Genomic DNA, 22,393 nt, shown 5'->3' with positions numbered 1-22,393 from the left:
ACGGAAATCCGCTGCCCCGTCGTAATCGACTCACCGCACAGGAGACACGGTGAACGAGACAGAGGGCGCTCTCGTCATCAGCGCGCATCCCTCCCGGTCCGGGCCGGTGGTACTCCGCCTGGCCGGGGAACTGGACCACTACACGGGCCCGCGGCTCCGTCAGGCCGTCGAGGACGTGCTGCGCGGTGCCGGCGCGGGCGTCGTCGCCGATCTGTCCGCACTGGAGTACTGCGACTCCACGGGGATGACCGTGATCATCACGGCCTACCACCGGGCGCAGGCCGCCGGCTCCTCCTTCTCTGTGGCGGCGCTCAGTCCGGCCATGGTCCAGCTCTTCCGCGTGGCGGGGCTCGACCAGCTCTTCACGCTGCATCCCAGCGTCGAGGAGGCCGTCGACGCCCTGGGCGCGGGGTGACCCGGGCACGCCCGCCATTCATCCAGGTCTGACCAGGCCGAATCGGGGCAACCGTGCTGTGCAGCTACGTAACCCGACGAAAACCGAGGTGAGCCATGACGCAGGATCTGACCCCGAAGTACACGGTCCCCGGCATCGAGCGAGAGGCCGCCGGCCGGCTGATCGGTTCGCTCCGGCTGCGTCTGCACGCGCTGAACGATCTTCATCTGACGCTCAAGCACGTGCACTGGAACGTGGTCGGGCCGCACTTCATCGCCGTTCACGAGATGATCGACCCGCAGGTGGACCGGGTCCGGGACATGGCCGACGACGTGGCGGAGCGCATCGCCGCGCTCGGTGGTGTCGCGCCGGGCACGCCGGGTGCGCTCGTCGCCGAGCGCACCTGGGACGACTACTCCATCGGCCGGGCCGACGCGATCGCCCATCTCGGTGCGCTCGACCTCGTCTACACGGGAGTGATCGAGGGCGTGCGTGCCGCGATCAAGGAGGCGGGGGACCTCGACACCGCCACCGAGGACCTGCTCATCGAGCAGCTGCGCGATCTGGAGCAGTTCCAGTGGTTCGTGCGGGCCCACCTGGAGAGTGCGGGCGGCACGCTCGCCACGGGGCAGGCTCACACCGAGGAGGAAGCCGCGGCCAAGGGTGCGGAGCTGGGCTGACCCCCGCGTCCTCGTCGCCGGCGGGGGTCGGCTCGCCCCCGCGGATCAGCAGCTGACCGGCGTGGTCAGCTGCTGATCGGCGTGGTCATCCGCGGTCGGCACCGGCGCCGCGGTTCCCTGACGGGACGGCCCCGGAAGAGCATGCGATCTTCTGAGACGACGGTGTCACCCGCGCCCGGTGCCCTGCGCTTAGGGTGGTGGATGTGGCGGGAGGTCACGAGTCGTCCCTTCGACCGACGCCGGCGGGTTCCGTCGACCCCGGCGGCGGGTCCGCGCTGGGCGTGGACGGGCCGCTCCAGCTGAGCGCGCTGCGCTCCGGGGTACGGATCGGCAGCACCCTCGACGAGCACACCACGTACGCGGAACTGATCCGCGAGGTCGCCGGGCAGGTGGGAGGCGCCGCCGCCGTGCTGCGCCTCGTGTCCGGGGCGCTCGCGCCGTACGAGGACGTCGCCGGCGACCCGGCGCTGCTCCCCGCCCCCTGGTGGACCTCGGCGACCGCGCAGCAGGTGGCGGACCAGGCCGGGAACGGCTCCCCGGCACCGGTGGTGGGGCATGCCGGGCGGGCCGTCTGCGTACCGCTGGCCGTGAGCGGCCACTGCTACGGCGTGCTGGTGAGCGCGCGCGAGGAGACACCGTTCACCGACGCGGAGACACAGGTGGTGGCGTTCCTCGCCGAGCTGGCCGCCTCCCACGTCCGGCACGCCCGGGAGTACGACGCGGTGAGCGGCATGGTCGGCAAGCTCCAGCGCGCGCTGCTGTCGGAGCCCGGGCGGCCGCATCCCAATCTCGACGTGGCCGTCCGCTATCTGCCCGTCGGGCAGAACGCCCTCATCGGCGGGGACTGGTGCGAGACGGTCCGGCTCCACTTCGGCCGTACGCTGCTCGTGGTCGGCGACGTCATGGGACACGGTCTTGAGGCCGCCGTCGACATGAACGCCTACCGCTCGTCCCTGCGCTACATAGCCTCCGCCGACCTTCCGCCGCACCGCGTGCTGCGCCAGCTCGACGAACTCGCAGCCGGCGAACCCGAACGCAGGCCCGCGACCTGCCTGGTGGCCCGGATCGATCCGAACCGGGGCCAGATCACCCTCGCCAGCGCCGGGCACCTGCCGCCCGCCGTGATCGACGGGGACGGCCGTACCTCACTGCTGGAGGTGCCGGTCGGCCCGCCGCTCGGCACGGGCCTGGGCGGCTACGAGTCGGTCACCTACCCGCTGGATCCGTCCCGGACGGTCCTGCTCTTCACCGACGGGCTCGTCGAGCGCCGCGGCGAGGACATCGACCGGTCACTGCGGCGGCTGGCGGACGTCGGCTTCGACCCGGCCTCGGCCGTCGACGACGTCCTCGACACGACGCTGGCCCGCCTCGACGCCCGGCACGCGGAGGACGACGTGGCGATACTGGCCGCCCGCCTGCACCACCGGTCCGCGTCGGCGCCCGAACCGCGGTGAGATGACCGGCCGGCCAGGGCCGGCCGGTCACGTCCAGGGTGACGCCGACGCCGAGCGCGGCGAGCCGCCCGAGGCCGCCCGCGGTACGGGGGGCGGGGGCGGCCTCACCGACCGGGTGTTCGCCACCATCGCCGACGGTGCGCAGGAGACCACCCGGGACGGACAGCACATCCACCTGCCCGCCTCTTAGGGCGTCCGGCCAGGCCGGGAGTGCCCCGTCGGCGGGTCTCCGGGCTCAGGCCGCGTCGGTGAGCTTCTGGCGCACCACGATCGCGTTGAGCCGCACCGCGAACGGTGCGGTGTCGGTGAGCCCCAGGGCGCCCACGCGGGCCTTGTCCAGACCGACGGTGACGTCCGTGCAGAAGGCGACGGCGTACAGGTGACCGTCCGTGTCCTCGTCCTGGAGGGCGAAGAACAGGTCCCGGTAGTAGCGGGTGCGGTCCGGGCCCTCCTCGTAGTAGGCGAGTCCCGGGCCGCCTTCCTGGGCGGCGAGACCGGTGAAGGCGTCGACGAGTTCGCGCTCGATGGTGTCCCAGAACGCGGCCTGTGCCGCCTCGGGAGGCAGCGCCTGCCGGACCGCCTCCTTCAGGGAGAGCACCATCACCAGGAGCGGTGCCTCTTCCTGGAGCCCCCAGCCGCGGACCATCTTGACGATGTCGCTGTCGGGAAGCGCGGCGGCGGCGTCGCGGATGTGTCCGAAGTCGTAGTTGACGGTGGCGGGCGCGATGGCGTCCTGGAAGGCGCGGCAGAGGTCTTCCCCCTGGGCGAGATGGGCCGCTCCCACCTCGATGACCGGCCTGAAGCGGGCTGCCAACCTGCTCCTCCTTAAACATTTTGTTGAACGGGCGGGGTCAGTATGCCCCAGTGGACCCGCTCGCGCGCCGCCTTCCCGCTGGGCGGGACCCGGCCGGGCGCCGTGATCTCGGCGTCCGGCCGGGTCTCCCCCGGTTCTACAGATACGGGCGGGTGATCAGCTCGATCGCGTGGCCGGCGGGGTCCTTGAAGTACACACCCCGCCCGCCGTGCTCGTCGTTGATCTCGCCGGGGCGCTGCATCCTGGGATCGGCCCAGTGCTCTATGCCGCGATCGCACAGCCGGCCGTAGGCGCGGTCGAACAGCTCGTCGTCCAGCAGGAACGCGTAGTGCTGCATCTGGATCTCGACCGGCGGTTCGGCGAACTGGAGCAACACGCCGTCGGGGAGCTGGATGTTGGTGAAGGGGCCCCAGGACGGCGCTTCCGGAAGCTCCAGCAACTCGCGGAAGAACCTGGCCGATTCGTGGCGGTCCACGGCGGCGATGATGGTGTGGTTGAACGTGACTGTCATTCGGCTGACCTCGTCGGTGTCCGGCACGGAAGATGGACTCGTGGTGAGCGAGTGCCGGGAGGTCCGCGTGCCGAATCGAGGGGGTGCGTGCGTCGCACCCGCCGTACGGTCAGCCCTCCACCGGGTAACCGATCCGTGTGTGGCGTGGCGCCGGTCCGGTGTTCACATCGGGGACTCTACCAGGTCAGTTCACCGCGCGGGCCGGTGCCGGCGCCGCCGGTGACCGGACGGGTGCGGGACCTCATCTCCCCCTCGTCGGCGCGGTGTCGGGGTGGCGGCGGGCAGCACGGCTTCCCGGCGAGCGGGAAAGGGCCGCGGCGCCGCCCGCGGCTTCGGCCCCGCACACCGGGCCTCTCAGCCGGCCCCGTACACCGCCTGCGGAGGTTCGGAGCGCGCGAGCAGCTTCAGTGCCGTCTCCCCCGCCTCGCCGGGGGTCCAGCGGGCGCCCTTGTCCGCCGTGGGGCCCGGGCGCCAGCCCTCCATGACGGTGAGGCGGCCGGCCTCGGCCTCGAAGACGCGTCCCGTCACCCCGGCGCAGGCGGCGGAGCCCAGCCAGACGACGAGCGGGGAGACGTTCTCCGGCGCCATCGCGTCGAACGCGGGGCCCTCCGGGGCGGCCATCCTTCCGGCGAAGGCCCGTTCGGTCATCCGGGTGCGGGCCGCGGGGGCGATGGCGTTGACCTGGACGCCGTAGCGGCCGAGTTCGGCGGCGGCGACGAGGGTGAGGGCGACGATGCCGGCCTTGGCGGCCGAATAGCTGCCCTGGCCGACACTGCCCAGCAGGCCCGCCCCAGAGGAGGTGTTGACCACGCGGGCCACGGGCGTGCGGCCCACCTTCGCCTCGGCGCGCCAGTGTGCCGCGGCGTGCTTCAGCGGCAGGAAGTGGCCTTTGAGGTGGACGCGCATCACCGCGTCCCAGTCGTCCTCCTCCAGATTGACGAGCATGCGGTCGCGCAGGAACCCGGCGTTGTTGACGAGGGTGTCGAGGCGGCCGAAGGCGTCCAGCGCGGTGGCGATCAGCGAGGCCGCGCCGTCGGCGGTGGCGATGTCGCCGCCGTGGGCGACCGCTTCCCCGCCCGACCGGGTGATCGCGTCGGCGACCTGCCGGGCGGGCCCGGCGTCCTTGCCGCTGCCGTCCAGGCCGACACCGCGGTCGTTGACGACGACTTTGGCCCCCTCGGCGGCGAAGGCGAGCGCGTGTGCGCGCCCGAGTCCGCGGCCCGCCCCGGTCACGGCGACGACGCGTCCGCTGCACAGTCCTGTCATGGTGTGTTCCCTCCCGGTGGGCTTCGGCTGTATCGGGATCCCCGGCCGCCCGCGGACGCGACTCGCCCGCGGTGCACGTCACTTGTGGGCGGTGGCCGCGTCGAGGAAGGCGGGCCGCTCTCCGCCGCCGTGGACGTGGAGGCTGGCGCCGCTGACGTAGGCGGCGCGGTCGGAGGCGAGGAAGACGCAGGCGTCACCGATGTCGGCGGGCTCGGCGAGCCTGCCGAGCGGCACGGTGCGGCCGACGGCGGCGACGCCTTCCGCGTCCCCGTAGTGCAGGTGGGACAGTTCGGTGCGCACCATGCCGGGGACGAGGGTGTTGACCCGTACCCGTGGCGCCCACTCCACCGCCATGGAGCGGGCGAGGTGGTCCAGGCCCGCCTTGGCGGCTCCGTACGCGGCGCTGCCCGGTGACGGGCGGCTGCCGCTGACGCTGCCGATCATGATGATGGAGCCGCCGCCCGTCTGGTGGCGCATCACCTCGTACGCGGCCAGGGAGGCGGTCAGGGGGGCGAGGAGGTTGAGTTCGACGACGCGGGCGTGGCGGGCGGCACCGCCCTCGCCGAGCAGGCGGAATCCGGTGCCCCCCGCGTTGTTGACCAGCAGGTCCAGCCGCCCGTGGTCCTCGCGCACCCGGTCGAAGAACGCGCCGACCGCGGCCGGGTCACGCAGGTCGGCGGCGTGGAAACGGGCCGTACGGCCGGCCGCCTCCACGGTCCGGTCGGGGGGTCTGCGCGCGCAGGTCACGACCTCGGCGCCGGCTTCCAGCAGGGCCCGGGTGATCCCCGCGCCGACGCCTCGTGTGCCGCCGGTGACGACGGCGACGGAACCCGACAGGTCGATGGTCACGGCCAAGGGACACCTCCCGCAGCGCCCGAACCGCTGCTATCTTCCGCCTAACAAACGTTTGGTGGAAAGGTAGCTGATCTGCTCATGGGTGTCTCCACCTCCGCCCCCGAAGAGGGCATCGCCGTCGTCACCGTCGACTTTCCGCCGGTCAACGCCCTGCCCGTGCAGGGCTGGTACGACCTGGCCGCAGCGGTGCGCGCGGCGGGCGCCGATCCCGGGGTCCGCTGTGTGGTGCTCACCGCAGGAGGCCGCGGCTTCAACGCGGGTGTCGACATCAAGGAGATCCAGCGCTCGGCCGGGCACGACGCCCTCCTCGGTGCCAACCGGGGCTGCCAGGAGGCGTTCGCCGCGGTCTACGACTGCGAGGTGCCCGTGGTGGCCGCCGTGCACGGGTTCTGTCTGGGCGGCGGGATCGGCCTGGTGGGCAACGCCGACGCGATCGTCGCCTCCGACGACGCCACCTTCGGCCTGCCCGAGCTGGACCGTGGCGCGCTGGGCGCGGCCACCCACCTGGCCCGGCTCGTCCCCCAGCACCTCATGCGGACGCTGTACTACACCTCACGCACCGTCAGCGCCGCGCAACTGGAGGGGCACGGCTCGGTGTGGCGGGTCGTCCCGCGCGCGGAACTGCGGGCGGCGGCGCTGGAGCTGGCCCGGGAGATCGCCGCCAAGGACGGGCAGCTGATCCGGCTGGCCAAGGCCGCGATCAACGGCATCGACCCGGTGGACGTGCGGCGCAGCTACCGCTTCGAACAGGGCTTCACCTACGAGGCCGGCCTCAGTGGCGTCGCCGACCGGGTCCGCGACACCTTCGGCGCGGAGCGCACGGACCGGGAACGGGCGGACGGGCGTACGGACGAGGCTCGGGCACGGGCGGACGGGCGTACGGACCGGGAACGGGCGGACCGGCGTACGGACGAGGCTCGGGCACGCGCGGACGGGCGCACGGACGAGGAGCGGGCACGGGCGGGTGGGCGTACGGACGAGGAGCGGGCGTGAGCAGGGACAAGACGATGAGCGCCGAGGAGGTCGCCGGCCGCCTGCGCAGCGGGATGACGATCGGCATCGGCGGATGGGGGTCACGGCGCAAGCCGATGGCGCTGGTGCGGGCGCTGCTGCGCTCGGACGTCACCGATCTGACGGTCGTGTCGTACGGCGGCCCGGACGTCGGGCTGCTGGCCGCGGCGGGGAAGATCCGCAGACTGGTGGCGGGCTTCGTCACCCTCGACTCCGTTCCCCTGGAGCCGCACTTCGGCGCGGCGCGGCAGCGGGGCGCCTTCGAACTGGTCGAGCTGGACGAGGCCATGGTGATGTGGGGGCTGACCGCCGCCGCCAACCGGCTGCCGTTCATGCCCGTCCGGGCCGGGCTCGCCTCGGACGTGATGCGCGTCAACCCCCAGCTGCGCACGGTCCGGTCCCCCTACGGCGACGGCGAGGAACTGGTCGCCGTGCCCGCCCTGCGCCTGGACGCCGCGCTGGTGCACCTCAACCGTGCCGACGCGCACGGCAACGGCCAGTACCTGGGCCCCGACCCGTACTTCGACGACCTGTTCTGCGAGGCCGCCGACACGGCCTACGTCTCGTGCGAGCGGATCGTGCGGACCTCGGAGCTGCTCAAGGCCGCCGGGCCGCAGTCGCTGCTGGTCAAGCGGGCCTTCGTGGACGGTGTGACGGAGGCCCCGAACGGCGCGCACTTCACCTCTTGTGTGCCGGACCACGACCGCGACGAGAGGTTCCAGCGCGCCTACGCCCAGGCGGCCCGGGATCCCGGGGCCTGGCAGGCGTTCACCGAACGCTTCCTGTCCGGTGACGAGGACGCCTATCAGGCCGCGGTGGCGGCCTTCCACGAGGAGGAAGCATGAGCGGGGGCGGTACGACGGCGACACGGGCCGAGACCTGCGTGGTGGCGTGCGCCGAGGTCTGGCGCGACGCGGGCGAGGTGCTGGCCAGCCCCATGGGCACGGTCCCGGCGATCGGGGCCCGGCTTGCGCGCCTCACCTTCTCGCCCGATCTGCTGCTGACCGACGGTGAGGCGCTGCTCATGGGGGACGTGCCGGCGATGGGCACCCCGCCGGACGTGGTGGAGGGCTGGCTGCCGTACCGCGCGCACCTCGCCCTGGTGGCGACCGGACGGCGGCACGTGATGATGGGTGCCAGCCAGCTCGACCGGTTCGGCAACCAGAACATCAGCTGCATCGGGGACTGGGAGCGGCCCGGGCGCCAGCTGCTCGGCGTGCGCGGCGCACCCGCCAACACCGTGAACAACACGACCAGTTACTGGGTGCCGAAGCACTCCACGCGGGTGTTCGTCGAACGGGTCGACATGGTCTGCGGGGTCGGTCACGACCGGGCTCGCGAGGCCGGTCCCGCGGCGGCCCGGTACCACCGCATCGCGGACGTCGTCACCGACCTGGGCGTCTTCGACTTCGACACCCCCGACCGCACCATGCGGCTGCGCTCACTGCACCCCGGCGTCACGGTCGAGCAGGTCACGCGGGCCACCGGCTTCGCGCTGACGGTCCCCGGCGAGGTGCCGTACACGCGCGAGCCCACCGCCGGCGAACTGCGGCTGATCCGCGAGGAGATCGACCCCGAGGGGCTGCGCGAACGCGAGGTCCCCGCGTGAGCGGCGGCACGCTCGCCACCCCGTTCACCGAGCTGGTCGGGGTGCGGTACCCCCTCGTGCAGACCGGCATGGGCTGGGTGGCCGGCCCCCGGCTGGTGTCCGCGACGGCGAACGCGGGCGCGCTCGGCGTCCTCGCCTCGGCCACGATGACCGTCGAGCAGCTGCGCGCCGCCGTACGCGAGGTGAAGTCCCGTACGGACGCTCCCTTCGGCGTCAATCTGCGCGCGGACGCCGGGGACGCGGCCGAGCGCGTGGACATCGTCATCGGCGAGGGGGTGCGGGTCGCCTCGTTCGCGCTCGCCCCGTCGCGCGAGCTGATCGCCCGGCTGAAGGACGCGGGGGTCGTCGTCGTGCCGTCCGTGGGCGCCAGGCGGCACGCCGAGAAGGTCGCCGCGTGGGGCGCCGACGCGGTGATCGTGCAGGGCGGCGAGGGCGGCGGGCACACCGGGAGCGTCGCCACCACCGTGCTGCTCCCGCAGGTGGTCGACGCCGTGGACGTCCCGGTCGTCGCGGCCGGCGGCTTCCACGACGGGCGCGGCCTGGTCGCCGCGCTGGCGTACGGCGCGGCCGGCATCGCCATGGGCACCCGCTTCCTGCTCACCTCCGACAGCACCGTGCCCGACGCGGTGAAGGCCCGGTACCTCGCCGCGGCGGTCACGGACGTCACCGTCACCACGAAGGTGGACGGGCTGCCGCACCGGATGCTGCGCACCGAGCTGGTCGACGCGCTGGAGCGCTCGGGCCGTGTCTCGGCGCTGCTGTTCGCGCTCCGGCACGCCGCGGCCTTCCGGCGCACCTCCGGCATGAGCTGGGGGCAGCTGATCCGGGACGGTCTCGCGATGCGCCACGGGAAGGACCTGACGTGGAGCCAGGTCCTGCTGGCGGCCAACACCCCGATGCTGCTCAAGGCGTCCATGGTGGAGGGCCGTACCGATCTCTCGGTGATGGCCTCCGGGCAGGTCGCCGGGCTGATCGGTGATCTGCCGTCCTGCGCCGAACTGGTCGGGCGCGTCATGGCCGAGGCGCGGGCCACCCTCGAGGCCCTCGGAGATCTCCCCCGCGTCGCCCCGGTGCCCCGCGAGGCCCGCACCCACCCGGTCCTCCGCGCCGACTGACCGCCGTACGCCGCACCTCCGGGGAACCCTTCACTCCCAGGAGCAGCTGCCATGCACCCCCCGCCGCGTCCGCCGCACGACCGCCGCGTCCGCCTTCACCCTCGCCCTCGCCCTCGCCCTCGCCGCGGAGCACCGGGCGGTCAGAGGCGTTCGATGACGGTGACGTTCGCCTGGCCGCCGCCCTCGCACATCGTCTGCAGGCCGTACCGGCCGCCCGTGCGCTCCAGTTCGTGCAGCAACGTGGTGGTCAGCCTGGTGCCGGTGGCCCCCAGCGGATGGCCCAGTGCGATGGCGCCGCCGTTGACGTTGACCTTCTCCGGGTCGGCGCCGGTCTCCTTGAGCCAGGCCAGCACGACCGGGGCGAATGCCTCGTTGATCTCCACCAGGTCGATGGCGTCGAGGGTCATCCCCGCCTTCTTCAGGGCGTACGCGGTCGCCGGGATCGGTGCCGACAGCATCCGGATCGGGTCCTCGCCGCGCACGGACAGGTGGTGGATACGGGCGCGCGGGGTCAGGCCGTGCTCGCGTACGGCCCGGTCCGAGGCGAGGAGCAGCGCCGAGGCGCCGTCGGAGACCTGCGAGGAGACCGCCGCGGTCAGCAGACCGCCCTCGACCACGGGCCCCAGGGCCGCCATCTTCTCCAGCGTGGTGTCGCGGCGTGGCCCCTCGTCGGTGGTGACCGCTCCGTAGGGCACGGTCTCGCGCTCGAAACGGCCCTCGTCGACGGCGCGCAGCGCCCGCTGGTGGGAGCGCAGCGCGAACTCCTCCATGTCGCGGCGGGAGATGCCCCACTTCGCGGCGATGAGCTCGGCGCCGTGGAACTGGTTGACGGGCTGGTCGCCGTAACGGGCCCGCCAGCCCTCGGAACCGGCGTACGGGCCCTCGGTCAGCCCGAGCGGTGCGGCGGCCTGGCGGCCGGCGAAGGCGATGGGGACCATCGACATGTTCTGTACTCCGCCCGCGACGACCAGGTCCTGGGTGCCGGACAGCACGCCCTGGGCGGCGAAGTGCAGCGCCTGCTGGGAGGAGCCGCACTGGCGGTCCACGGTCACGCCGGGCACCTCCTCGGGCAGGCCGGCGGCCAGCCAGCAGGTGCGGGCGATGTCGCCCGCCTGCGGGCCGACGGTGTCCAGGCAGCCGAACACGACGTCCTCGACGGCGGCCGGGTCCGCGCCGGACCGCTCCATCAGCGCCTTGAGGATGTGGGCGCCGAGGTCGGCGGGGTGGACGGCGGCCAGTCCGCCGTTGCGCCTGCCGACGGGGGTGCGTACCGCTTCGACGATGTATGCCTCGGCCATGGCCGCTCCTCGTCCTCGTTCCTGGGGTCCACGCTGTCGTGGCTGTCGTGTCGGGTGCGCACGGCGGTGCCCTCCGGCGCCGCGGCAGGTCCGGCGGGCGATCCGGTCCCGGCCGTGCCGTCCGCCCGGCCCGGACCGGGCGGCAACGACCCGGAGCCGGTACCGGGCAGCAACGACCCGGAGCCGGTACCGGGCAGCAACGCCCCGCAGCCGGTACCGGGCAGCAACGCCCCGCAGCCGGTACCGGGCGGCAACGCCCCGCAGCCGGTACCGGGCGGCAACGCCCCGCAGCCGGTACCGGGCGGCAACGCCCCGGAGCCGGTAGCGGGCGGCAGCGACCCGGACGGTGTCGCGCGGGAGCCGGCAGGTGAGCCGGAGGCCGGGACCGGAGCGGAAGGCGCCGGCCGGCCACTCCGCGCGTGGGGCCGTGTCCGCCTCACGGGTGCTGGCTGCTGACCGAGAGGACCTCGCCCGTCAGGTACGAGGAGTAGCCGCTGGCGAGGAAGACGATCACGTTGGCCACCTCCCAGGGCTCGGCGTGCCGTCCGAACGCCTCGCGGGTGGTCAGCTCCCGCAGCAGTTCCGGTGTGGTGACCTTCACCAGGTGCGGGTGCACGGCCAGGCTCGGCGAGACGGCGTTGACCCGCACCCCGTACCCGGCGGCCTCCAGCGCGGCGCAGCGGGTGAGCGCCATGACGCCGGCCTTGGCGGCGGCGTAGTGCGCCTGCCCCCGCTGCGCCCGCCAGCCGACCACCGAGGCGTTGTTGACGACGACGCCGCCGGCTCCCGCCGCCTTCATCCGGCGCAGTGCGGCGCGGGTGCAGCGGAAGGTGCCGTTGAGGGTGACGTCGAGGACCCTGGCCCACTGCTCGTCGGCCATGTCGACCAGGTCGGCGGTGCCTCCGAGACCGGCGTTGTTGACGACGACGTCCAGGCACCCGTGCCGTTCCTCGGCGAGGTCGAACAGCGCGGCGACCTGGGTCTCGTCGGTGACGTCACAGGGCAGGGAGGCGACCCGGTCGGCCCCGAACTCGGCCGCCAGTTCCGCCTCGGAGAGCTCCAGCCGGCGCGCGTGCGCGTCCGACACGACGACGCGCGCGCCCTCCTCCAGCAGCCGCCGGGCGGTCGCGCCGCCGATGCCGGCGCCCGCGGCGGCGGTGACGACGGCACTGCGGCCGGCGAGCAGACCGTGGCCGGGCACGTAGGGGGGCGGTGTACTCACGGGCGGACCTCCTCGGGGCTGTCGGACGGACCTGCTGGAGCACTCATGGGCGGGCCTTCCTGGGCAGGCCGAGGACGCGCTCGGCGATGGTGTCCCGCTGGGCCCCGTCGGGACCGGAGTGGACGGTGCCGGAGCGGGAGAAGAGGAACGGCCGCTGCCGGTCGGTGAGGTCGTACGGCTCGCCGGCGGCCGGCGTGCCGGCGGCGCCGCGGAGGTCCGTGGCGAGTCCGCCCGGCTCCCGGTGCCGGGCGGCCCGGCGGATCTTCCCGGTGGAAGCCCCGGAAGGCCGGCGCGCGGCCGGCCGCGGACCCTCGGTGCGGAAGTCCTCGACGCTGCTCATCGGCGGCTCCGGACGATCTCGACGACGGACGGCCTCCGCGATCCCCGCGGCTTCCGGCCGACCCGCCTGCGGCGGTCGCGGCCACCGGCCCCTCAGGCCCCGGTGACCCGGTCCCGGGCGGGCTCGGCTTCTCGACGGCCGAGGGTCCGTACGTTAACCTACCAAACACTTGTTAGGGAAGGAGGACGGATGTCCGCTGCCCGCACCGCGCCGACGGCACCGGTCCGCCACGCACGCCAAGGACCCCTCGCCGTGCCGACGATGGACCGGCCCGCACACCGCGAAGCCCGGAACCCCGCGGTGGCGTACGACCTGGAGGAGCCCTTCCACCGCGCGGCCGGTGACGAGGAGGCCGAGGACCGCCAGGGCCGGCGTTCCGGGGCGGACGCTAAGTCCGGGCCGCACCACCGGGCGTGCGCGCAGGACGCCGTGACCGGCGGCGACGCGCCGGGCGGCACGGACCTGCGCGCGGTGAAGAAGGCGGAAGCCTGATGGACCTCGCCTTCTCCCCGGCGGACGACGCCTTCCGGGCCGAGGCGCGGGCCTGGCTCACCGCCCACGTGCCCCCCGCTCGCCTGCCGTCCCTGGAGACGGAGGAGGGCTTCGCGGCCCACCGCGCCTGGGAGCGCACCCTGTTCGCGGACCGGTGGTCGGCGGTCTCCTGGCCCGCGGAGTACGGCGGCCGGGGCACCTCCGTCCTGCGGTGGCTGATCTTCGAGGAGGAGTACTACGCCGCCGGCGCCCCGGGCCGGGTGAGCCAGAACGGCATCAACCTGCTCGCCCCGACCCTCTTCGCGTACGGCACCGCCGAGCAGCGCGCCCGCGTCCTGCCCGCCATGGCCTCGGGCGAGGTCGTCTGGGCGCAGGCGTGGTCGGAGCCGGAGGCGGGCTCCGACCTGGCGAGCCTGCGCTCCACGGCGGTGCGGACCGCCGGGGGGTGGCGACTGAGCGGCCAGAAGACCTGGTCGTCGCGGGCGGCCTTCGCCGACCGCGCCTTCGGTCTCTTCCGCAGCGATCCGGACGCCGGCGAACCGCACCGGGGTCTGACGTACCTCATGTTCCCGCTGGACGCCGAGGGGGTGACCGTACGGCCCATCGGGCGGCTCGACGGCAAGCCCGCCTTCGCCGAACTGTTCCTCGACGACGTCTTCGTGCCGGACCGTGACGTGATCGGCGCACCGGGGCAGGGCTGGCGCGTCGCGATGAGCACCGCGGGCGACGAGCGCGGCCTGACGCTGCGCAGCCCCGGACGGTTCACCGCCGCGGCCGACCGGCTGACCGGACTGTGGCGCGAGCGGGCCGACCCGTCCGACACCGCCCTGCGCGACCGGGTCGCCGACGCGGTCATCGGCGCCCGCGCCTACCGCCTGTTCACCTACGCCAACGCCTCGCGGATCGCCGCCGGAGGGTCGATCGGCGCCGAGTCCAGTCTGAACAAGGTGTTCTGGTCCGAGCTGGACATCGCCCTCCACGAGACCGCCCTCGACCTGCTCGGCCCCTACGGCGAACTGTCGGACGACGCCGCCGAGGCTCCGGCGGGCGGCGGCTGGGCCGAGGGCCACACCTTCTCGCTCGCGGGTCCGATCTACGCCGGGACCAACGAGATCCAGCGGGACATCATCGCCGAGCGGCTGCTCGGCCTGCCGAAGGGACGCCGGTGATGCGGTTCCTCCTCGACGACGAACACCGGGAGTTCGCCCGCTCGCTGGACGCGATGCTCACGGCGGCCGACACCCCCGGCGTGGTGCGGGCCTGGGCGCGCGGGGACCACGCACCAGGCCGCGTGCTCTGGTCCCGGCTCGCGGAGGCCGGCGTCTTCGCCCTCGCCGTACCGGAACGGCACGAGGGCCTCGGCCCGCTGCCGGTCGAACTCACCGTCGCCTTCACCGAACTGGGCCGCCACGCCGTCCCCGGCCCGCTGGTCGAGACCGTGGCCGCTGCGGCGCTCCTCGACTCCCTCGACCGCGCCGGCGCCCTCGGCGCCCAGGGCGCGGATCCGACGGCGACCGCGTGGCTGTCCAGGATCGCCTCCGGCAAGGCGGTCGTCTCCCTGTGCGCACCGGCCGCGGGCAGCCCCTACGCCCTGGACGCGCGGGCCGCCGACGCGGTGCTCGTCGTGACGGGCGACACCGTGCTCCTGGCCGAGGGCGCCGGCCCCGTACAGCCGTCCGCCGACCCGGCACGGCGACTGGCCCGCCCCCTCGGCGGCGCCGTCCTCGCGCGGGGACCAGCGGTGGTGGCCGCCGCCGAACACGCCACCGGGGTCGCGGCCCTGACCACCGCCGCCCAGTGCCTCGGCCTCGGGCGCGCCCTGCTCGCCCGGACCGTGGCCCACGCCAAGCAGCGCACCCAGTTCGGTGTCCCCGTGGGCTCCTTCCAGGCGGTCAAGCACCGGTTGGCCGACACCCTGATCGCCCTGGAGTTCGCCCAGCCCCTGCTGTACTCGGCGGCCCTGGCACTGGCACGGGAGACGGCGGCGCGCGTCCCGGCGGAAGGCGGCGCGCGGCGGGCCGACGGGTCACCGTCCGCCGCCCACGAGATCGCCGCGGCGAAGACAGCGGCGGGCGAGGCCGCGTACGGCGCCGCCCGGACCGCCCTCCAGCTGCACGGCGCCGTCGGTTACACGGCGGAACTCGACCTGTCCCTGTGGATCCGCAAGGCACGCCCCCTGCGGGACGCCTGGGGCACCCCCGCCGCCTGCCGCGCCCGGGTTCTCGCCCGCTGAACCGAACTGCCCACGAGGCCGCCCGGCCGCACGACCGCACGGCCGCACGACCGCACGGCCGCACGGAAAGGAGCCGGGGCACGTGAGGCTGACGGAGGAGCAGCAGAACTGCGCTCCGCCGGGGACGGGCGACCGGCACGTCCGGGGCGGCCCGCGCGCCCGCGGCGACCGCACGAGTCCGCCGCCGACGCCACGGCCGCCAGGGGTGCGCCGCAGGCGGTCGTGGTGCTGGCACCATGACGGCATGGAACGTGTGCTTGGAGTCGGCGGATACTTCATGCGGGCGGCGGACCCGGTGGCCCTGGGGGCCTGGTACCGCGACTGCCTGGGCCTGGACGCCGACGAGAACGGCCTGTGGCGTCAGGAGGCCGGGGTGACGGTGTTCGCGACGTTCGAGTCCGACACCGACTACTTCGGCACCCGCGCCCAGCAGACGATGCTCAACTTCCGCGTCCGCGACCTGGACGCGATGCTCGCGCAGCTGCGCGCCAGGGGAGCGGACGTGACCGAGGAGACCCAGGACATGGAGGGCGTCGGCCGATTCGGCTGGGTCACCGACCCCGAGGGCAACCGGATCGAACTCTGGGAGCCCAGCTGACGCCGGTCGGCGGGGGTGTCACGTCTGGCCCCCGGCGAACCGTACGAGGTGCCCGCACCCGGGGCGGCGGAACGCCTCCGTCCACCGCCGGCCCGGCGGCCTGGCGCGCCCGGAGGGCCCGGAGCGCCCCTGCGGCAAGGCGCCTCGGATCCGGCGCGTGCGTCCGCGCGAGTGCTCGCCTGCTTCCTCGGCGAAGCCGTCCGGCGGGCCGGCGGTGCCGCGCCGCCCGCGCGTGGAACCGTCCGTCGCCCCGGTGTTGGAGGGGGTGACGATCGCCGGGGAGGCAACTCCGGCCCCAAGTTAAGGTGATCGCGTACAGGTCTGATCCGATCACACGCGTTCTGGAGTTGCCATGACGACCGCCTCTCAGCCGCCTGTGCCGATCGACACCAGCAAGGCACACCCCGCGCGTGTCTACGACTGGCTGCTGGGCGGCAAGGACAACTATCCGGTCGACGAGGCGGTGGGCAGCCAGTTGCCGCCCGAGGCGAAGAACGCGGCGCGGCAGAACCGCCAGTTCATGCACCGGGCGGCCGGCTGGCTCGCCGGGCAGGGCGTCGACCAGTTCCTGGACATCGGCACGGGCATTCCGACCGAGCCGAATCTGCACCAGATCGTGCAGAGGATCCTGCCGACGGCCAAGGTCGTCTACACCGACAACGACCCGATCGTCCTCCGCCACGCCGAGGCGCTGCTGGTCAGCCGTCCCGAGGGCATGACGGACTACATCGAAGCCGATGTACGGCAGCCGGAAGGCATCGTCGAGCACGCCCGGCGGATACTGGACTTCAGCCGCCCGATCGCCCTGTCGCTGATAGCCCTGATGCACTTCGTCCCCGACGCGCAGGACGCGCACGGCATCGTCCGCGATCTGGTGGCGACCCTGCCTCCGGGGAGCTACCTCGTGCTCTCGCACGCCGCGTCCGACATCTACCCGGAGCTGGCGCAGCGGGTGACCGCCGAATACGCCAAGGGCGGCATCCAGCTCGGCTTCCGGACGCGGACGGAAGTGGAGCGGTTCTTCGACGGCCTGGAACTCGTCGGGCCCGGCCTGGTGACGGCGACGGAGTGGGTCACCTCTCCCCCGTCGGTCGAGCCGGAGGGCAGCGGCATCTACGCCGGGGTGGCCCGGCTCAACTGACCCTCCCCGCGTGGAAGGCGGCCGTGGTCAGTCCGTGGGACGCGGTCCGGCCGCTCCCCCGGCGCCGGCCGCGGCCTCGTCCTTCGTCCAGGGCCGGACCGCGAGTCTGCCCGTCGTGCCGAGGTCCAGCTCCGGGGCCACCGTCACAGGGTCGGCGCCGGGGCGCGCGTAGACGTACGGCACGTCGAGCGCCGTACCGGACCGCGTGGTGTCGCGCCACATCAAGCCCGCCGTGGCGGGCCGTTCCGTCATGTCACCTGATACCGCTGGGCTTTGGCGAGGACCGGAGTCAGCTTCGGCTCCGACGGCTGGTGACTGAACGCGATGGGCTGTTCCTTCTTCCCCGGCTTCAGGTGCTCGGCGCCGACGAAGCGAGTCTCGACCACCTTGCCGGCCGAGTTCTCGAAGTCGATCCGTACGGCGTAGGACGCCTCGCTCCTGGTCTTGTTGGTGATCGTGACCAGGACGGCGAGGACTCCGCCGGTCTGCGCTCTGGGCATCCCCGTCATGGCGACCTCGGAGAGGGCGTTGCCCCGGCCGGTGACGCCTTTGAGTTCCTTCTCCGCTGCCGCGCTCCTGCGCTGGGTCTCGGCGTCCACCGACGCCTCGAACTCGGAGGCGCGCGCCGAGGCGGACGAGGCCGCAGCGGAGGCGGAAGCCCGGGCCGAGCTGATCGCCGCCGAGGCGGAGGACGCGAGGGCCGGCGGTGGTGTGCCGGAGAACGACGAGGCGTTCGGCGCGCTCGTGGTACCGGCCGAGGGCGAGGTGCCGGCGCTCCGGCCGTCGCCGTCACCACAGGCGGCCAGCCCGCCGGCGAGCAGGAGGCCGCCGAGCACGCCGACCGCGAGGACGCGGCGGCGGCCTTCTTGCGGGTCTCTGGGTCGGGTCGGGGACATAGGGCGCCGTCCAAGGGGTTCGATGGTCCGTCGTCCCATCCTCAGCAGCGGCTCCGGCATCCGCGAGTCGGGTTCACCCACACGCACCACCGGCGCACACCCCCGCACGCACCACCGGCACCCACCCCCGCACGCACCACCGGCACCCAGCCCCGCACGCACCTCCGGCACGCACCGACCGGGCGACAGCCGCGGTACGCGCGTGACCGCGTCGACAGCCGCAGTACGCACGAGACCGCGCCGACAGCCGCCATGCGCTCGGCACCGCGCCGGCACCACCCGACTACCTTGTCCTCATGCCTGCCCAGGGAAAGTGGCGCCGCGAATCCGCTCGTGTCCTGCTGACCGACGAGCACGACCGCCTGCTCCTGTTCAGGTTCCGTGTCGACCCGGACGCTTCCGACAGCGGTCACGGCTGGTGCACGCCCGGCGGTGGTGTCGAGGACGAGGAGACCCTCGCCGAGGCGGCGGCCCGCGAGCTGCGCGAAGAGACGGGACTGGCCGTGCAGCCGAGGGCCCTGGGAGCAGCAGTCGCGGAGACGTCGGGGTACGCGGATGTCGGATGGGCCGAAGGAATCTTCCGGGACGTCTTCTTTCATCTGCGCGTCACGGCCCACCAGGTGGATGTGACCGGACTGAAAGCGAACGAACGCCGGTACCACGCCGGCCATCGCTGGTGGCACGTCGCCGACCTCGCGGCCACCGATGAGACGGTCTACCCGTTCGGCCTGGCGGAGTTGACCGCCGGACTCGTGTCGGGCCATGTCCCTGCCGAGCCGGTCCGACTGCGCTGGCACCACTGAGGACCGGCACCGACCCCTGCGGCCGGGCGGAGTTCAACGGCCGGGTCGCAGGCGGCGGCCGTCCCGTGCCCGGCCGCCGGTGCGGAGTTTGGTCAGCGCCCGCCAGTTCTCGAGGTGGGTGAAGCCGTGCTCGACCGGTGCGCGTCCGGCGGCCCTCAGGAAGACGCATCAGCCCGCAACAAAGGCTTGTTTTCGCATGTGGTTCCCGGCGTCCAGCTGCTCTAGTGGACCGGAAGGAAGCTACATGTTCCCGGCAAAGGCGGACTTTCTCATGTCAATGCGACGCTCCCTCCTCACCCTCACGGCTGTGGCGGGCTTGGCAATGTCCGCAGCGCTCACCGCACCAGCGGCAGCAGCGGCACCCGCCGAGACACCGTGGCGAAACTGCGAGGTCGGCGAGTTCTGCGTCTATGAGCACGACAACGGGTACGGCAAAGCGGCGTACTTCCGAAGTGGCACCAATGACCTGGGCGATTACAACCTGGACAACCAAGTCTCCTCGGTATGGAACAGGACTGGCAAGCTGGTCTGCACGTTCACGGACTATTACAGCTGGGGGGACAAGTGGCCCGTAGGGAACTGGAAGGGAAATACCTCCCAGTACAACCGAAACGACAACATCAGCTCCCTGTGGGTACAGCCGACATGCTGATCACCCCGCCCGACTAGAACCAGATCGTGGGTGCCAGGGTGCCGCGGCAGGCTGGTGTAGCGGAGGTGCAGCGCAGCATTTGCACGGGCCAGGCGGCACATGGCGCTTTGACGGGGAGCAGAACCGGCTCGTGGTCCACGGGCCGGCCTGACGCGGGCGGCAGCATAGACAGGGAGCTGAACCGTCCGGTTCTTGCTCGCGGCGGCTCGGCGGCCTTCTACGATCCGGTGCATGCTGGATCCCGAGTTGTCGGAACGGCTCACCGCGCGGCGCGCGGAACTGGACGAACTCGAAGAACGGCTGGCCAAGCAGCTGTCGGAGGTGTGGGCAGAGCGGGACGAACTCGCCGGCGCCGTCGAGTCCTTGAGCGGGTGAGAGATCAGCTAGCCGATGAGCGCGCCTCGGCCGCGCCGCTGCCGGGGCAGGTGGGCGGACAGGCGGTGATGCCGATCCGCACCGCGAGCCGGGTATGGAGGAGACCACGTTCCCGCGGGACTATCAGCGGATCCTCGCCGCCGTGCGGGAGGCCGCAGGACCGGTCGAGGCCCGGCAGGTCGGCGACGGCCTGGGCATCGACGTCAGCGTGCGTGCCGAGCTGGAACCGCTGCGCGGGAAGCCGGTCCCACTCGTCGATCGCGGCTGGCTGCGGAAACTGCCCGACGGCCGGTTCACCATCCGCGTGTAACCAGGAACCCCGACGCGCAAGTCGGTGCTGCACGGGCGTGACCAGGATGCCCCCGGCGGCCGTTGGAGCGACATCCCCGACCCCGTGATCGTCACCGGCTGCATCGCCACCCGCACCCACAGACCCACCTCCGGCCAGAAGACTGCCAACCGCGTCCTGCCGTCGGACGCGCACCGGTCGAGCACGCCTTCGCCCACCTCAAGAACCGGCGGACCCTGACCAGACTCCGCACCGACCCCGCCCGCGCCACCCAACTCCTGCGCGCGTTGCTCGTCCTGACCAACCTTGAAGTCAATCGCTGACAAGTGATTTTCTCCGCGAACTCCCGCCCACGACCAGCACGAGCACCCCCAGAGCCGATCACACCAGCCCTTTGACCTGCGGCGTCAAGTCGGCAGGGGCTCCTTGCTCGACCGGGGGACCTCACGTCGGGAAGTGCGCCGGTCGCTGCTCGTCGGACGCGTCTGCCCGAGGGGCCGGATGTCCGTGCCGCTGCCCCGTCCGCGGGGGCCTGGGGCGTGTCTTCGCGTCGGCCGTCGTCGGCGGGTATCCGACATCACCCGCGTGAGGCGAGGGTGCGGTCGCGGACCTGCCAGCCCCCTCCCGGGCGGACCTGCTGGACTGCTCCCGAAGACGCGCTGCCTGGACAGGACGGGACACCATGCCGACAACCCTCACCGCTCCGGTCGACGACCGACCGCCTCGCCCTCGCTCCGCACCGACACACTGGCCGGCCGTGGTCACGGTGATGTCGGGGATCTTCGCCATCGTGACCACCGAGATCCTGCCAATCGGTCTGCTGACCTCGATCGGTTCCAGTTTCACCGTCTCGGACGGAATGGCCGGGCTGATGATGACCATGCCGGGCTTCCTGGCAGCCGTCACCGCTCCCGTGGTCACCGCCGCCACGGCACGCCTCGACCGCCGTCTGATGCTGTGTGCCTTCCTGCTCCTGCTGGCGCTGGCGAACTTCCTTGCCGCCGCCGCACCCGATTTCCGGCTCGTACTGATCTCCCGGGTCCTGGTCGGAATCACAATCGGCGGCTTCTGGTCGATCGGGGCGGGGCTGGCGGAGCGCCTGGTGCCGCCGGCCTCGGTCGGCAGGGCCACCGCTGTGATCTTCTCCGCCGTCCCGCTGGGGTCCGTCCTCGGTGTGCCGGCGGGCACCCTCGTCGGAGAACTCGCCGGATGGCGAACGGCCTTCACCGCCATGGGGGCGCTGACGGTCGGCGTACTGGTCATGCTGTTCCTGCTCGTGCCGCCGCTGCCTCCGGTCCAGGCCACACGGCTCGGCGTCCTGGGCGGCATGCTCCGCGGCGCCGGCACCCGCTTCGCACTCCTGCTGACGTTCCTCGTGGTCCTGGCCCATTTCGGCACCTACACCTATGTGACACCGTTCCTGGAGCGGGTCACCCATGCGGGCGGCGGTCTGATCACCGTCTTCCTGCTGCTCTACGGCGCCGGCGGCATCCTCGGCAACTTCCTGGGCGGCGCGTGGGTGGCCCGGTACCCCAGGACCGTCTTCGGGATCGCGGCCGGCCTGATCGCCGCGGTGACCCTCCTGCTTCCCGTGCTGGGCCGCGGGGAGACCGGCGCGGTGATCCTGCTGATCGTGTGGGGCATCGCCTACGGCACCGTGCCCGTCGCCTCGCAGACCTGGTTCTCCAAGGCGGCACCGCACGCCCCGGAAGCGGCGTCGGTGTTGTTCACCGCCTCCTTCCAGGCGACGTTCTCGCTCGGTGCCCTCGCGGGCGGAGGCGTCCTGGACCGCACCTCTCCGTCCACGGTCATGCTGCTCGGCGGGTGCGTCGCGGCCCTCGCGGCTGCGGCGGCGGCAGCGCGCTTCACCGAGCGCCCCACCGGTCCGGACAGCGAAGTGCGGCGCTGACCTTCACCCGGCGAGATGGTGTTGACGCGCACGCCCCGCGGTCCGAACTCGCGTCCCCGCCTCCACGTCCCGGGCACGGCAGCATCACTCCTGCGAGCACCGGCCCGGCGAACCACTCGCGGCCGGAGCCCTAGGTGTTCTGTCCACGGAGGTTGGTGACAGCGATCACTGACGTGTGATCTTGAAATGGGTGAGGGCCCTCTGGCCTGGTGTGGATTGCGACATCTGCACCAGCGACCAGAAAGGCCCTCGTGCCCCACCGTAATGCACCGCTGACCGAGACCGGCCGCCTGCGTCTGGCCCGCTGCGTCGTGGACGACAACTGGACGCTGCGGCGGGCCGCGGAACGCTTCCAGGTCTCGCCCACCACGGCCCAGCGGTGGGCCGACCGCTACCGTCGGTTCGGCGAGGCAGGCATGACCGACCGCCCCAGCCG

General features: G+C 73.1%; 27 protein-coding genes and 2 pseudogenes. 20 read left to right on the top strand and 9 right to left on the bottom strand.

Going from position 1 to position 22,393, the window contains the following annotated elements; genetic code table 11:
- Positions 1 to 49: 49 nt before the first annotated feature.
- The 4 genes from GT045_RS07960 to GT045_RS07945 all read left to right on the top strand — a co-directional run bounded on the left by GT045_RS07960 (position 50) and on the right by GT045_RS07945 (position 2,718).
- The gene (locus GT045_RS07960) at positions 50 to 415 is read left to right on the top strand and encodes an STAS domain-containing protein (protein WP_161291249.1); all 366 of its coding nucleotides are present in this window, start codon (positions 50 to 52) and stop codon (positions 413 to 415) included.
- Between the two features lie 95 nt (positions 416 to 510).
- Positions 511 to 1,074 (top strand): DNA starvation/stationary phase protection protein, encoded by a 564-nt coding sequence (locus GT045_RS07955; RefSeq protein ID WP_161291251.1) that lies wholly within the window; start codon positions 511 to 513, stop codon positions 1,072 to 1,074.
- A gap of 203 nt (positions 1,075 to 1,277) precedes the next feature.
- A complete protein-coding gene (locus GT045_RS07950) occupies positions 1,278 to 2,528 on the top strand; it encodes a PP2C family protein-serine/threonine phosphatase (protein ID WP_345942577.1) in 1,251 nt (416 codons plus the stop codon).
- Between the two features lies 1 nt (position 2,529).
- Complete coding sequence (locus GT045_RS07945) at positions 2,530 to 2,718, top strand: hypothetical protein (RefSeq protein WP_161333731.1); 189 nt, start codon at positions 2,530 to 2,532, stop codon at positions 2,716 to 2,718.
- Between the two features lie 45 nt (positions 2,719 to 2,763).
- Here the strand turns inward: GT045_RS07945 and GT045_RS07940 are convergent, their stop codons facing one another.
- The 4 genes from GT045_RS07940 to GT045_RS07925 form a co-directional block, all read right to left on the bottom strand.
- Entirely contained in the window at positions 2,764 to 3,342 is a 579-nt protein-coding gene (locus GT045_RS07940) for a Type-2Aa cytolytic delta-endotoxin (protein WP_161333730.1), read from the bottom strand.
- A 136-nt stretch (positions 3,343 to 3,478) separates the two neighbouring features.
- Complete coding sequence (locus tag GT045_RS07935) at positions 3,479 to 3,853, bottom strand: VOC family protein (RefSeq protein ID WP_161291255.1); 375 nt, start codon at positions 3,851 to 3,853, stop codon at positions 3,479 to 3,481.
- Between the two features lie 354 nt (positions 3,854 to 4,207).
- Complete coding sequence (locus GT045_RS07930; protein WP_161333729.1) at positions 4,208 to 5,119, bottom strand: SDR family oxidoreductase; 912 nt, start codon at positions 5,117 to 5,119, stop codon at positions 4,208 to 4,210.
- Between the two features lie 78 nt (positions 5,120 to 5,197).
- Positions 5,198 to 5,974 carry an SDR family oxidoreductase gene (locus GT045_RS07925; protein WP_161333728.1) on the bottom strand — a complete coding sequence of 259 codons (777 nt, stop codon included), beginning with the start codon at positions 5,972 to 5,974 and terminating at the stop codon, positions 5,198 to 5,200.
- A gap of 78 nt (positions 5,975 to 6,052) precedes the next feature.
- On the opposite strand from GT045_RS07925, the pseudogene GT045_RS07920 reads away from it, so the two are divergent.
- The 4 genes and pseudogenes from GT045_RS07920 to GT045_RS07905 all read left to right on the top strand — a co-directional run.
- A pseudogene (locus tag GT045_RS07920) lies at positions 6,053 to 6,784 on the top strand (enoyl-CoA hydratase family protein); the annotation flags it as partial.
- Between the two features lie 197 nt (positions 6,785 to 6,981).
- Positions 6,982 to 7,830, top strand: coding sequence for a CoA transferase subunit A (locus tag GT045_RS07915; protein WP_161333736.1), 849 nt, complete (start codon positions 6,982 to 6,984; stop codon positions 7,828 to 7,830).
- Positions 7,827 to 8,594, top strand: a complete 768-nt coding sequence (locus tag GT045_RS07910) for a CoA-transferase (protein ID WP_161333727.1) — start codon at positions 7,827 to 7,829, stop codon at positions 8,592 to 8,594. The genes GT045_RS07915 and GT045_RS07910 overlap by 4 nt, the downstream gene beginning before the upstream one ends.
- The gene (locus tag GT045_RS07905; protein WP_161333726.1) at positions 8,591 to 9,709 is read left to right on the top strand and encodes a nitronate monooxygenase; all 1,119 of its coding nucleotides are present in this window, start codon (positions 8,591 to 8,593) and stop codon (positions 9,707 to 9,709) included. Before GT045_RS07910 ends, GT045_RS07905 begins: the two co-directional genes overlap by 4 nt.
- 140 nt (positions 9,710 to 9,849) lie before the next feature.
- Here GT045_RS07905 and GT045_RS07900 read toward each other — a convergent pair whose 3' ends face one another.
- A complete protein-coding gene (locus tag GT045_RS07900) occupies positions 9,850 to 11,007 on the bottom strand; it encodes an acetyl-CoA C-acetyltransferase (RefSeq protein WP_161333725.1) in 1,158 nt (385 codons plus the stop codon).
- A gap of 114 nt (positions 11,008 to 11,121) precedes the next feature.
- On the opposite strand from GT045_RS07900, the gene GT045_RS07895 reads away from it, so the two are divergent.
- A complete protein-coding gene (locus tag GT045_RS07895; RefSeq protein ID WP_161333724.1) occupies positions 11,122 to 11,463 on the top strand; it encodes a hypothetical protein in 342 nt (113 codons plus the stop codon).
- On the opposite strand, the gene GT045_RS07890 is transcribed toward GT045_RS07895, so the two are convergent.
- Positions 11,444 to 12,229, bottom strand: a complete 786-nt coding sequence (locus tag GT045_RS07890; RefSeq protein WP_161333723.1) for an SDR family oxidoreductase — start codon at positions 12,227 to 12,229, stop codon at positions 11,444 to 11,446. The genes GT045_RS07895 and GT045_RS07890 overlap by 20 nt on opposite strands.
- 43 nt (positions 12,230 to 12,272) lie before the next feature.
- Complete coding sequence (locus GT045_RS07885; protein ID WP_161333722.1) at positions 12,273 to 12,569, bottom strand: hypothetical protein; 297 nt, start codon at positions 12,567 to 12,569, stop codon at positions 12,273 to 12,275.
- Positions 12,570 to 12,758: 189 nt separating this feature from the next.
- Between GT045_RS07885 and GT045_RS07880 the strand changes: the two genes are divergently transcribed.
- The 5 genes from GT045_RS07880 (at position 12,759) to GT045_RS07860 (ending at position 17,033) form a co-directional block, all read left to right on the top strand.
- Positions 12,759 to 13,061: a hypothetical protein gene (locus GT045_RS07880; protein ID WP_161333721.1), complete on the top strand. Its 303-nt coding sequence runs from the start codon at positions 12,759 to 12,761 to the stop codon at positions 13,059 to 13,061.
- Complete coding sequence (locus tag GT045_RS07875; RefSeq protein WP_161333720.1) at positions 13,061 to 14,230, top strand: acyl-CoA dehydrogenase family protein; 1,170 nt, start codon at positions 13,061 to 13,063, stop codon at positions 14,228 to 14,230. The genes GT045_RS07880 and GT045_RS07875 overlap by 1 nt, the downstream gene beginning before the upstream one ends.
- Positions 14,230 to 15,294: an acyl-CoA dehydrogenase family protein gene (locus GT045_RS07870; protein ID WP_161333735.1), complete on the top strand. Its 1,065-nt coding sequence runs from the start codon at positions 14,230 to 14,232 to the stop codon at positions 15,292 to 15,294. Before GT045_RS07875 ends, GT045_RS07870 begins: the two co-directional genes overlap by 1 nt.
- Positions 15,295 to 15,538: 244 nt before the next feature.
- Positions 15,539 to 15,892: a VOC family protein gene (locus tag GT045_RS07865; protein ID WP_161288775.1), complete on the top strand. Its 354-nt coding sequence runs from the start codon at positions 15,539 to 15,541 to the stop codon at positions 15,890 to 15,892.
- A 352-nt stretch (positions 15,893 to 16,244) separates the two neighbouring features.
- Positions 16,245 to 17,033 carry an SAM-dependent methyltransferase gene (locus GT045_RS07860; RefSeq protein ID WP_161288773.1) on the top strand — a complete coding sequence of 263 codons (789 nt, stop codon included), beginning with the start codon at positions 16,245 to 16,247 and terminating at the stop codon, positions 17,031 to 17,033.
- Positions 17,034 to 17,060: 27 nt separating this feature from the next.
- Here the strand turns inward: GT045_RS07860 and GT045_RS07855 are convergent.
- Positions 17,061 to 17,270, bottom strand: a pseudogene (locus GT045_RS07855) (DUF4232 domain-containing protein); the annotation flags it as partial.
- 11 nt (positions 17,271 to 17,281) lie between these two features.
- Positions 17,282 to 17,929, bottom strand: coding sequence for a hypothetical protein (locus tag GT045_RS07850; RefSeq protein WP_161288771.1), 648 nt, complete (start codon positions 17,927 to 17,929; stop codon positions 17,282 to 17,284).
- Between the two features lie 296 nt (positions 17,930 to 18,225).
- On the opposite strand from GT045_RS07850, the gene GT045_RS07845 reads away from it, so the two are divergent.
- From GT045_RS07845 to GT045_RS07825, 6 genes are all read left to right on the top strand, one after another.
- Positions 18,226 to 18,732 (top strand): NUDIX domain-containing protein, encoded by a 507-nt coding sequence (locus GT045_RS07845; protein WP_161333718.1) that lies wholly within the window; start codon positions 18,226 to 18,228, stop codon positions 18,730 to 18,732.
- Positions 18,733 to 18,976: 244 nt separating this feature from the next.
- Entirely contained in the window at positions 18,977 to 19,384 is a 408-nt protein-coding gene (locus tag GT045_RS07840) for a peptidase inhibitor family I36 protein (RefSeq protein WP_161288767.1), read from the top strand.
- A 231-nt stretch (positions 19,385 to 19,615) separates the two neighbouring features.
- Positions 19,616 to 19,759 (top strand): hypothetical protein, encoded by a 144-nt coding sequence (locus GT045_RS38810; RefSeq protein ID WP_202527487.1) that lies wholly within the window; start codon positions 19,616 to 19,618, stop codon positions 19,757 to 19,759.
- 94 nt (positions 19,760 to 19,853) lie between these two features.
- Positions 19,854 to 20,069 (top strand): hypothetical protein, encoded by a 216-nt coding sequence (locus tag GT045_RS38805; protein ID WP_202527485.1) that lies wholly within the window; start codon positions 19,854 to 19,856, stop codon positions 20,067 to 20,069.
- A 748-nt stretch (positions 20,070 to 20,817) separates the two neighbouring features.
- Positions 20,818 to 21,957, top strand: a complete 1,140-nt coding sequence (locus tag GT045_RS07830) for an MFS transporter (RefSeq protein ID WP_237538427.1) — start codon at positions 20,818 to 20,820, stop codon at positions 21,955 to 21,957.
- Between the two features lie 251 nt (positions 21,958 to 22,208).
- Positions 22,209 to 22,393, top strand: a 185-nt coding sequence (locus GT045_RS07825; protein WP_161333716.1) for a leucine zipper domain-containing protein, incomplete at its 3' end; no start/stop codon positions are given.

The sequence above is a fragment of the Streptomyces sp. SID486 genome, from assembly GCF_009865385.1.
Lineage (GTDB): Bacteria > Actinomycetota > Actinomycetes > Streptomycetales > Streptomycetaceae > Streptomyces.
The sequence above is the reverse complement of the archived record's forward strand: the minus strand, read 5'-3'. Positions and strand labels throughout refer to the sequence as shown.

What these genes read in the sequence shown, in the direction of transcription:
- GT045_RS07870 (WP_161333735.1), top strand. Translation starts at nt 14,230, where the DNA reads ATGCGGTTCCTCCTCGACGACGAACACCGGGAGTTCGCCCGCTCGCTG.
- GT045_RS07915 (WP_161333736.1), top strand. Translation starts at nt 6,982, where the DNA reads ATGAGCGCCGAGGAGGTCGCCGGCCGCCTGCGCAGCGGGATGACGATC.
- GT045_RS38810 (WP_202527487.1), top strand. Translation starts at nt 19,616, where the DNA reads ATGCTGGATCCCGAGTTGTCGGAACGGCTCACCGCGCGGCGCGCGGAA.
- GT045_RS07900 (WP_161333725.1), bottom strand. Translation starts at nt 11,007, where the DNA reads ATGGCCGAGGCATACATCGTCGAAGCGGTACGCACCCCCGTCGGCAGG.
- GT045_RS07910 (WP_161333727.1), top strand. Translation starts at nt 7,827, where the DNA reads ATGAGCGGGGGCGGTACGACGGCGACACGGGCCGAGACCTGCGTGGTG.
- GT045_RS07955 (WP_161291251.1), top strand. Translation starts at nt 511, where the DNA reads ATGACGCAGGATCTGACCCCGAAGTACACGGTCCCCGGCATCGAGCGA.
- GT045_RS07840 (WP_161288767.1), top strand. Translation starts at nt 18,977, where the DNA reads ATGTTCCCGGCAAAGGCGGACTTTCTCATGTCAATGCGACGCTCCCTC.
- GT045_RS38805 (WP_202527485.1), top strand. Translation starts at nt 19,854, where the DNA reads ATGGAGGAGACCACGTTCCCGCGGGACTATCAGCGGATCCTCGCCGCC.
- GT045_RS07930 (WP_161333729.1), bottom strand. Translation starts at nt 5,119, where the DNA reads ATGACAGGACTGTGCAGCGGACGCGTCGTCGCCGTGACCGGGGCGGGC.
- GT045_RS07845 (WP_161333718.1), top strand. Translation starts at nt 18,226, where the DNA reads ATGCCTGCCCAGGGAAAGTGGCGCCGCGAATCCGCTCGTGTCCTGCTG.
- GT045_RS07860 (WP_161288773.1), top strand. Translation starts at nt 16,245, where the DNA reads ATGACGACCGCCTCTCAGCCGCCTGTGCCGATCGACACCAGCAAGGCA.
- GT045_RS07885 (WP_161333722.1), bottom strand. Translation starts at nt 12,569, where the DNA reads ATGAGCAGCGTCGAGGACTTCCGCACCGAGGGTCCGCGGCCGGCCGCG.
- GT045_RS07850 (WP_161288771.1), bottom strand. Translation starts at nt 17,929, where the DNA reads ATGTCCCCGACCCGACCCAGAGACCCGCAAGAAGGCCGCCGCCGCGTC.
- GT045_RS07865 (WP_161288775.1), top strand. Translation starts at nt 15,539, where the DNA reads ATGGAACGTGTGCTTGGAGTCGGCGGATACTTCATGCGGGCGGCGGAC.
- GT045_RS07945 (WP_161333731.1), top strand. Translation starts at nt 2,530, where the DNA reads ATGACCGGCCGGCCAGGGCCGGCCGGTCACGTCCAGGGTGACGCCGAC.
- GT045_RS07935 (WP_161291255.1), bottom strand. Translation starts at nt 3,853, where the DNA reads ATGACAGTCACGTTCAACCACACCATCATCGCCGCCGTGGACCGCCAC.
- GT045_RS07875 (WP_161333720.1), top strand. Translation starts at nt 13,061, where the DNA reads ATGGACCTCGCCTTCTCCCCGGCGGACGACGCCTTCCGGGCCGAGGCG.
- GT045_RS07830 (WP_237538427.1), top strand. Translation starts at nt 20,818, where the DNA reads ATGTCGGGGATCTTCGCCATCGTGACCACCGAGATCCTGCCAATCGGT.
- GT045_RS07880 (WP_161333721.1), top strand. Translation starts at nt 12,759, where the DNA reads ATGTCCGCTGCCCGCACCGCGCCGACGGCACCGGTCCGCCACGCACGC.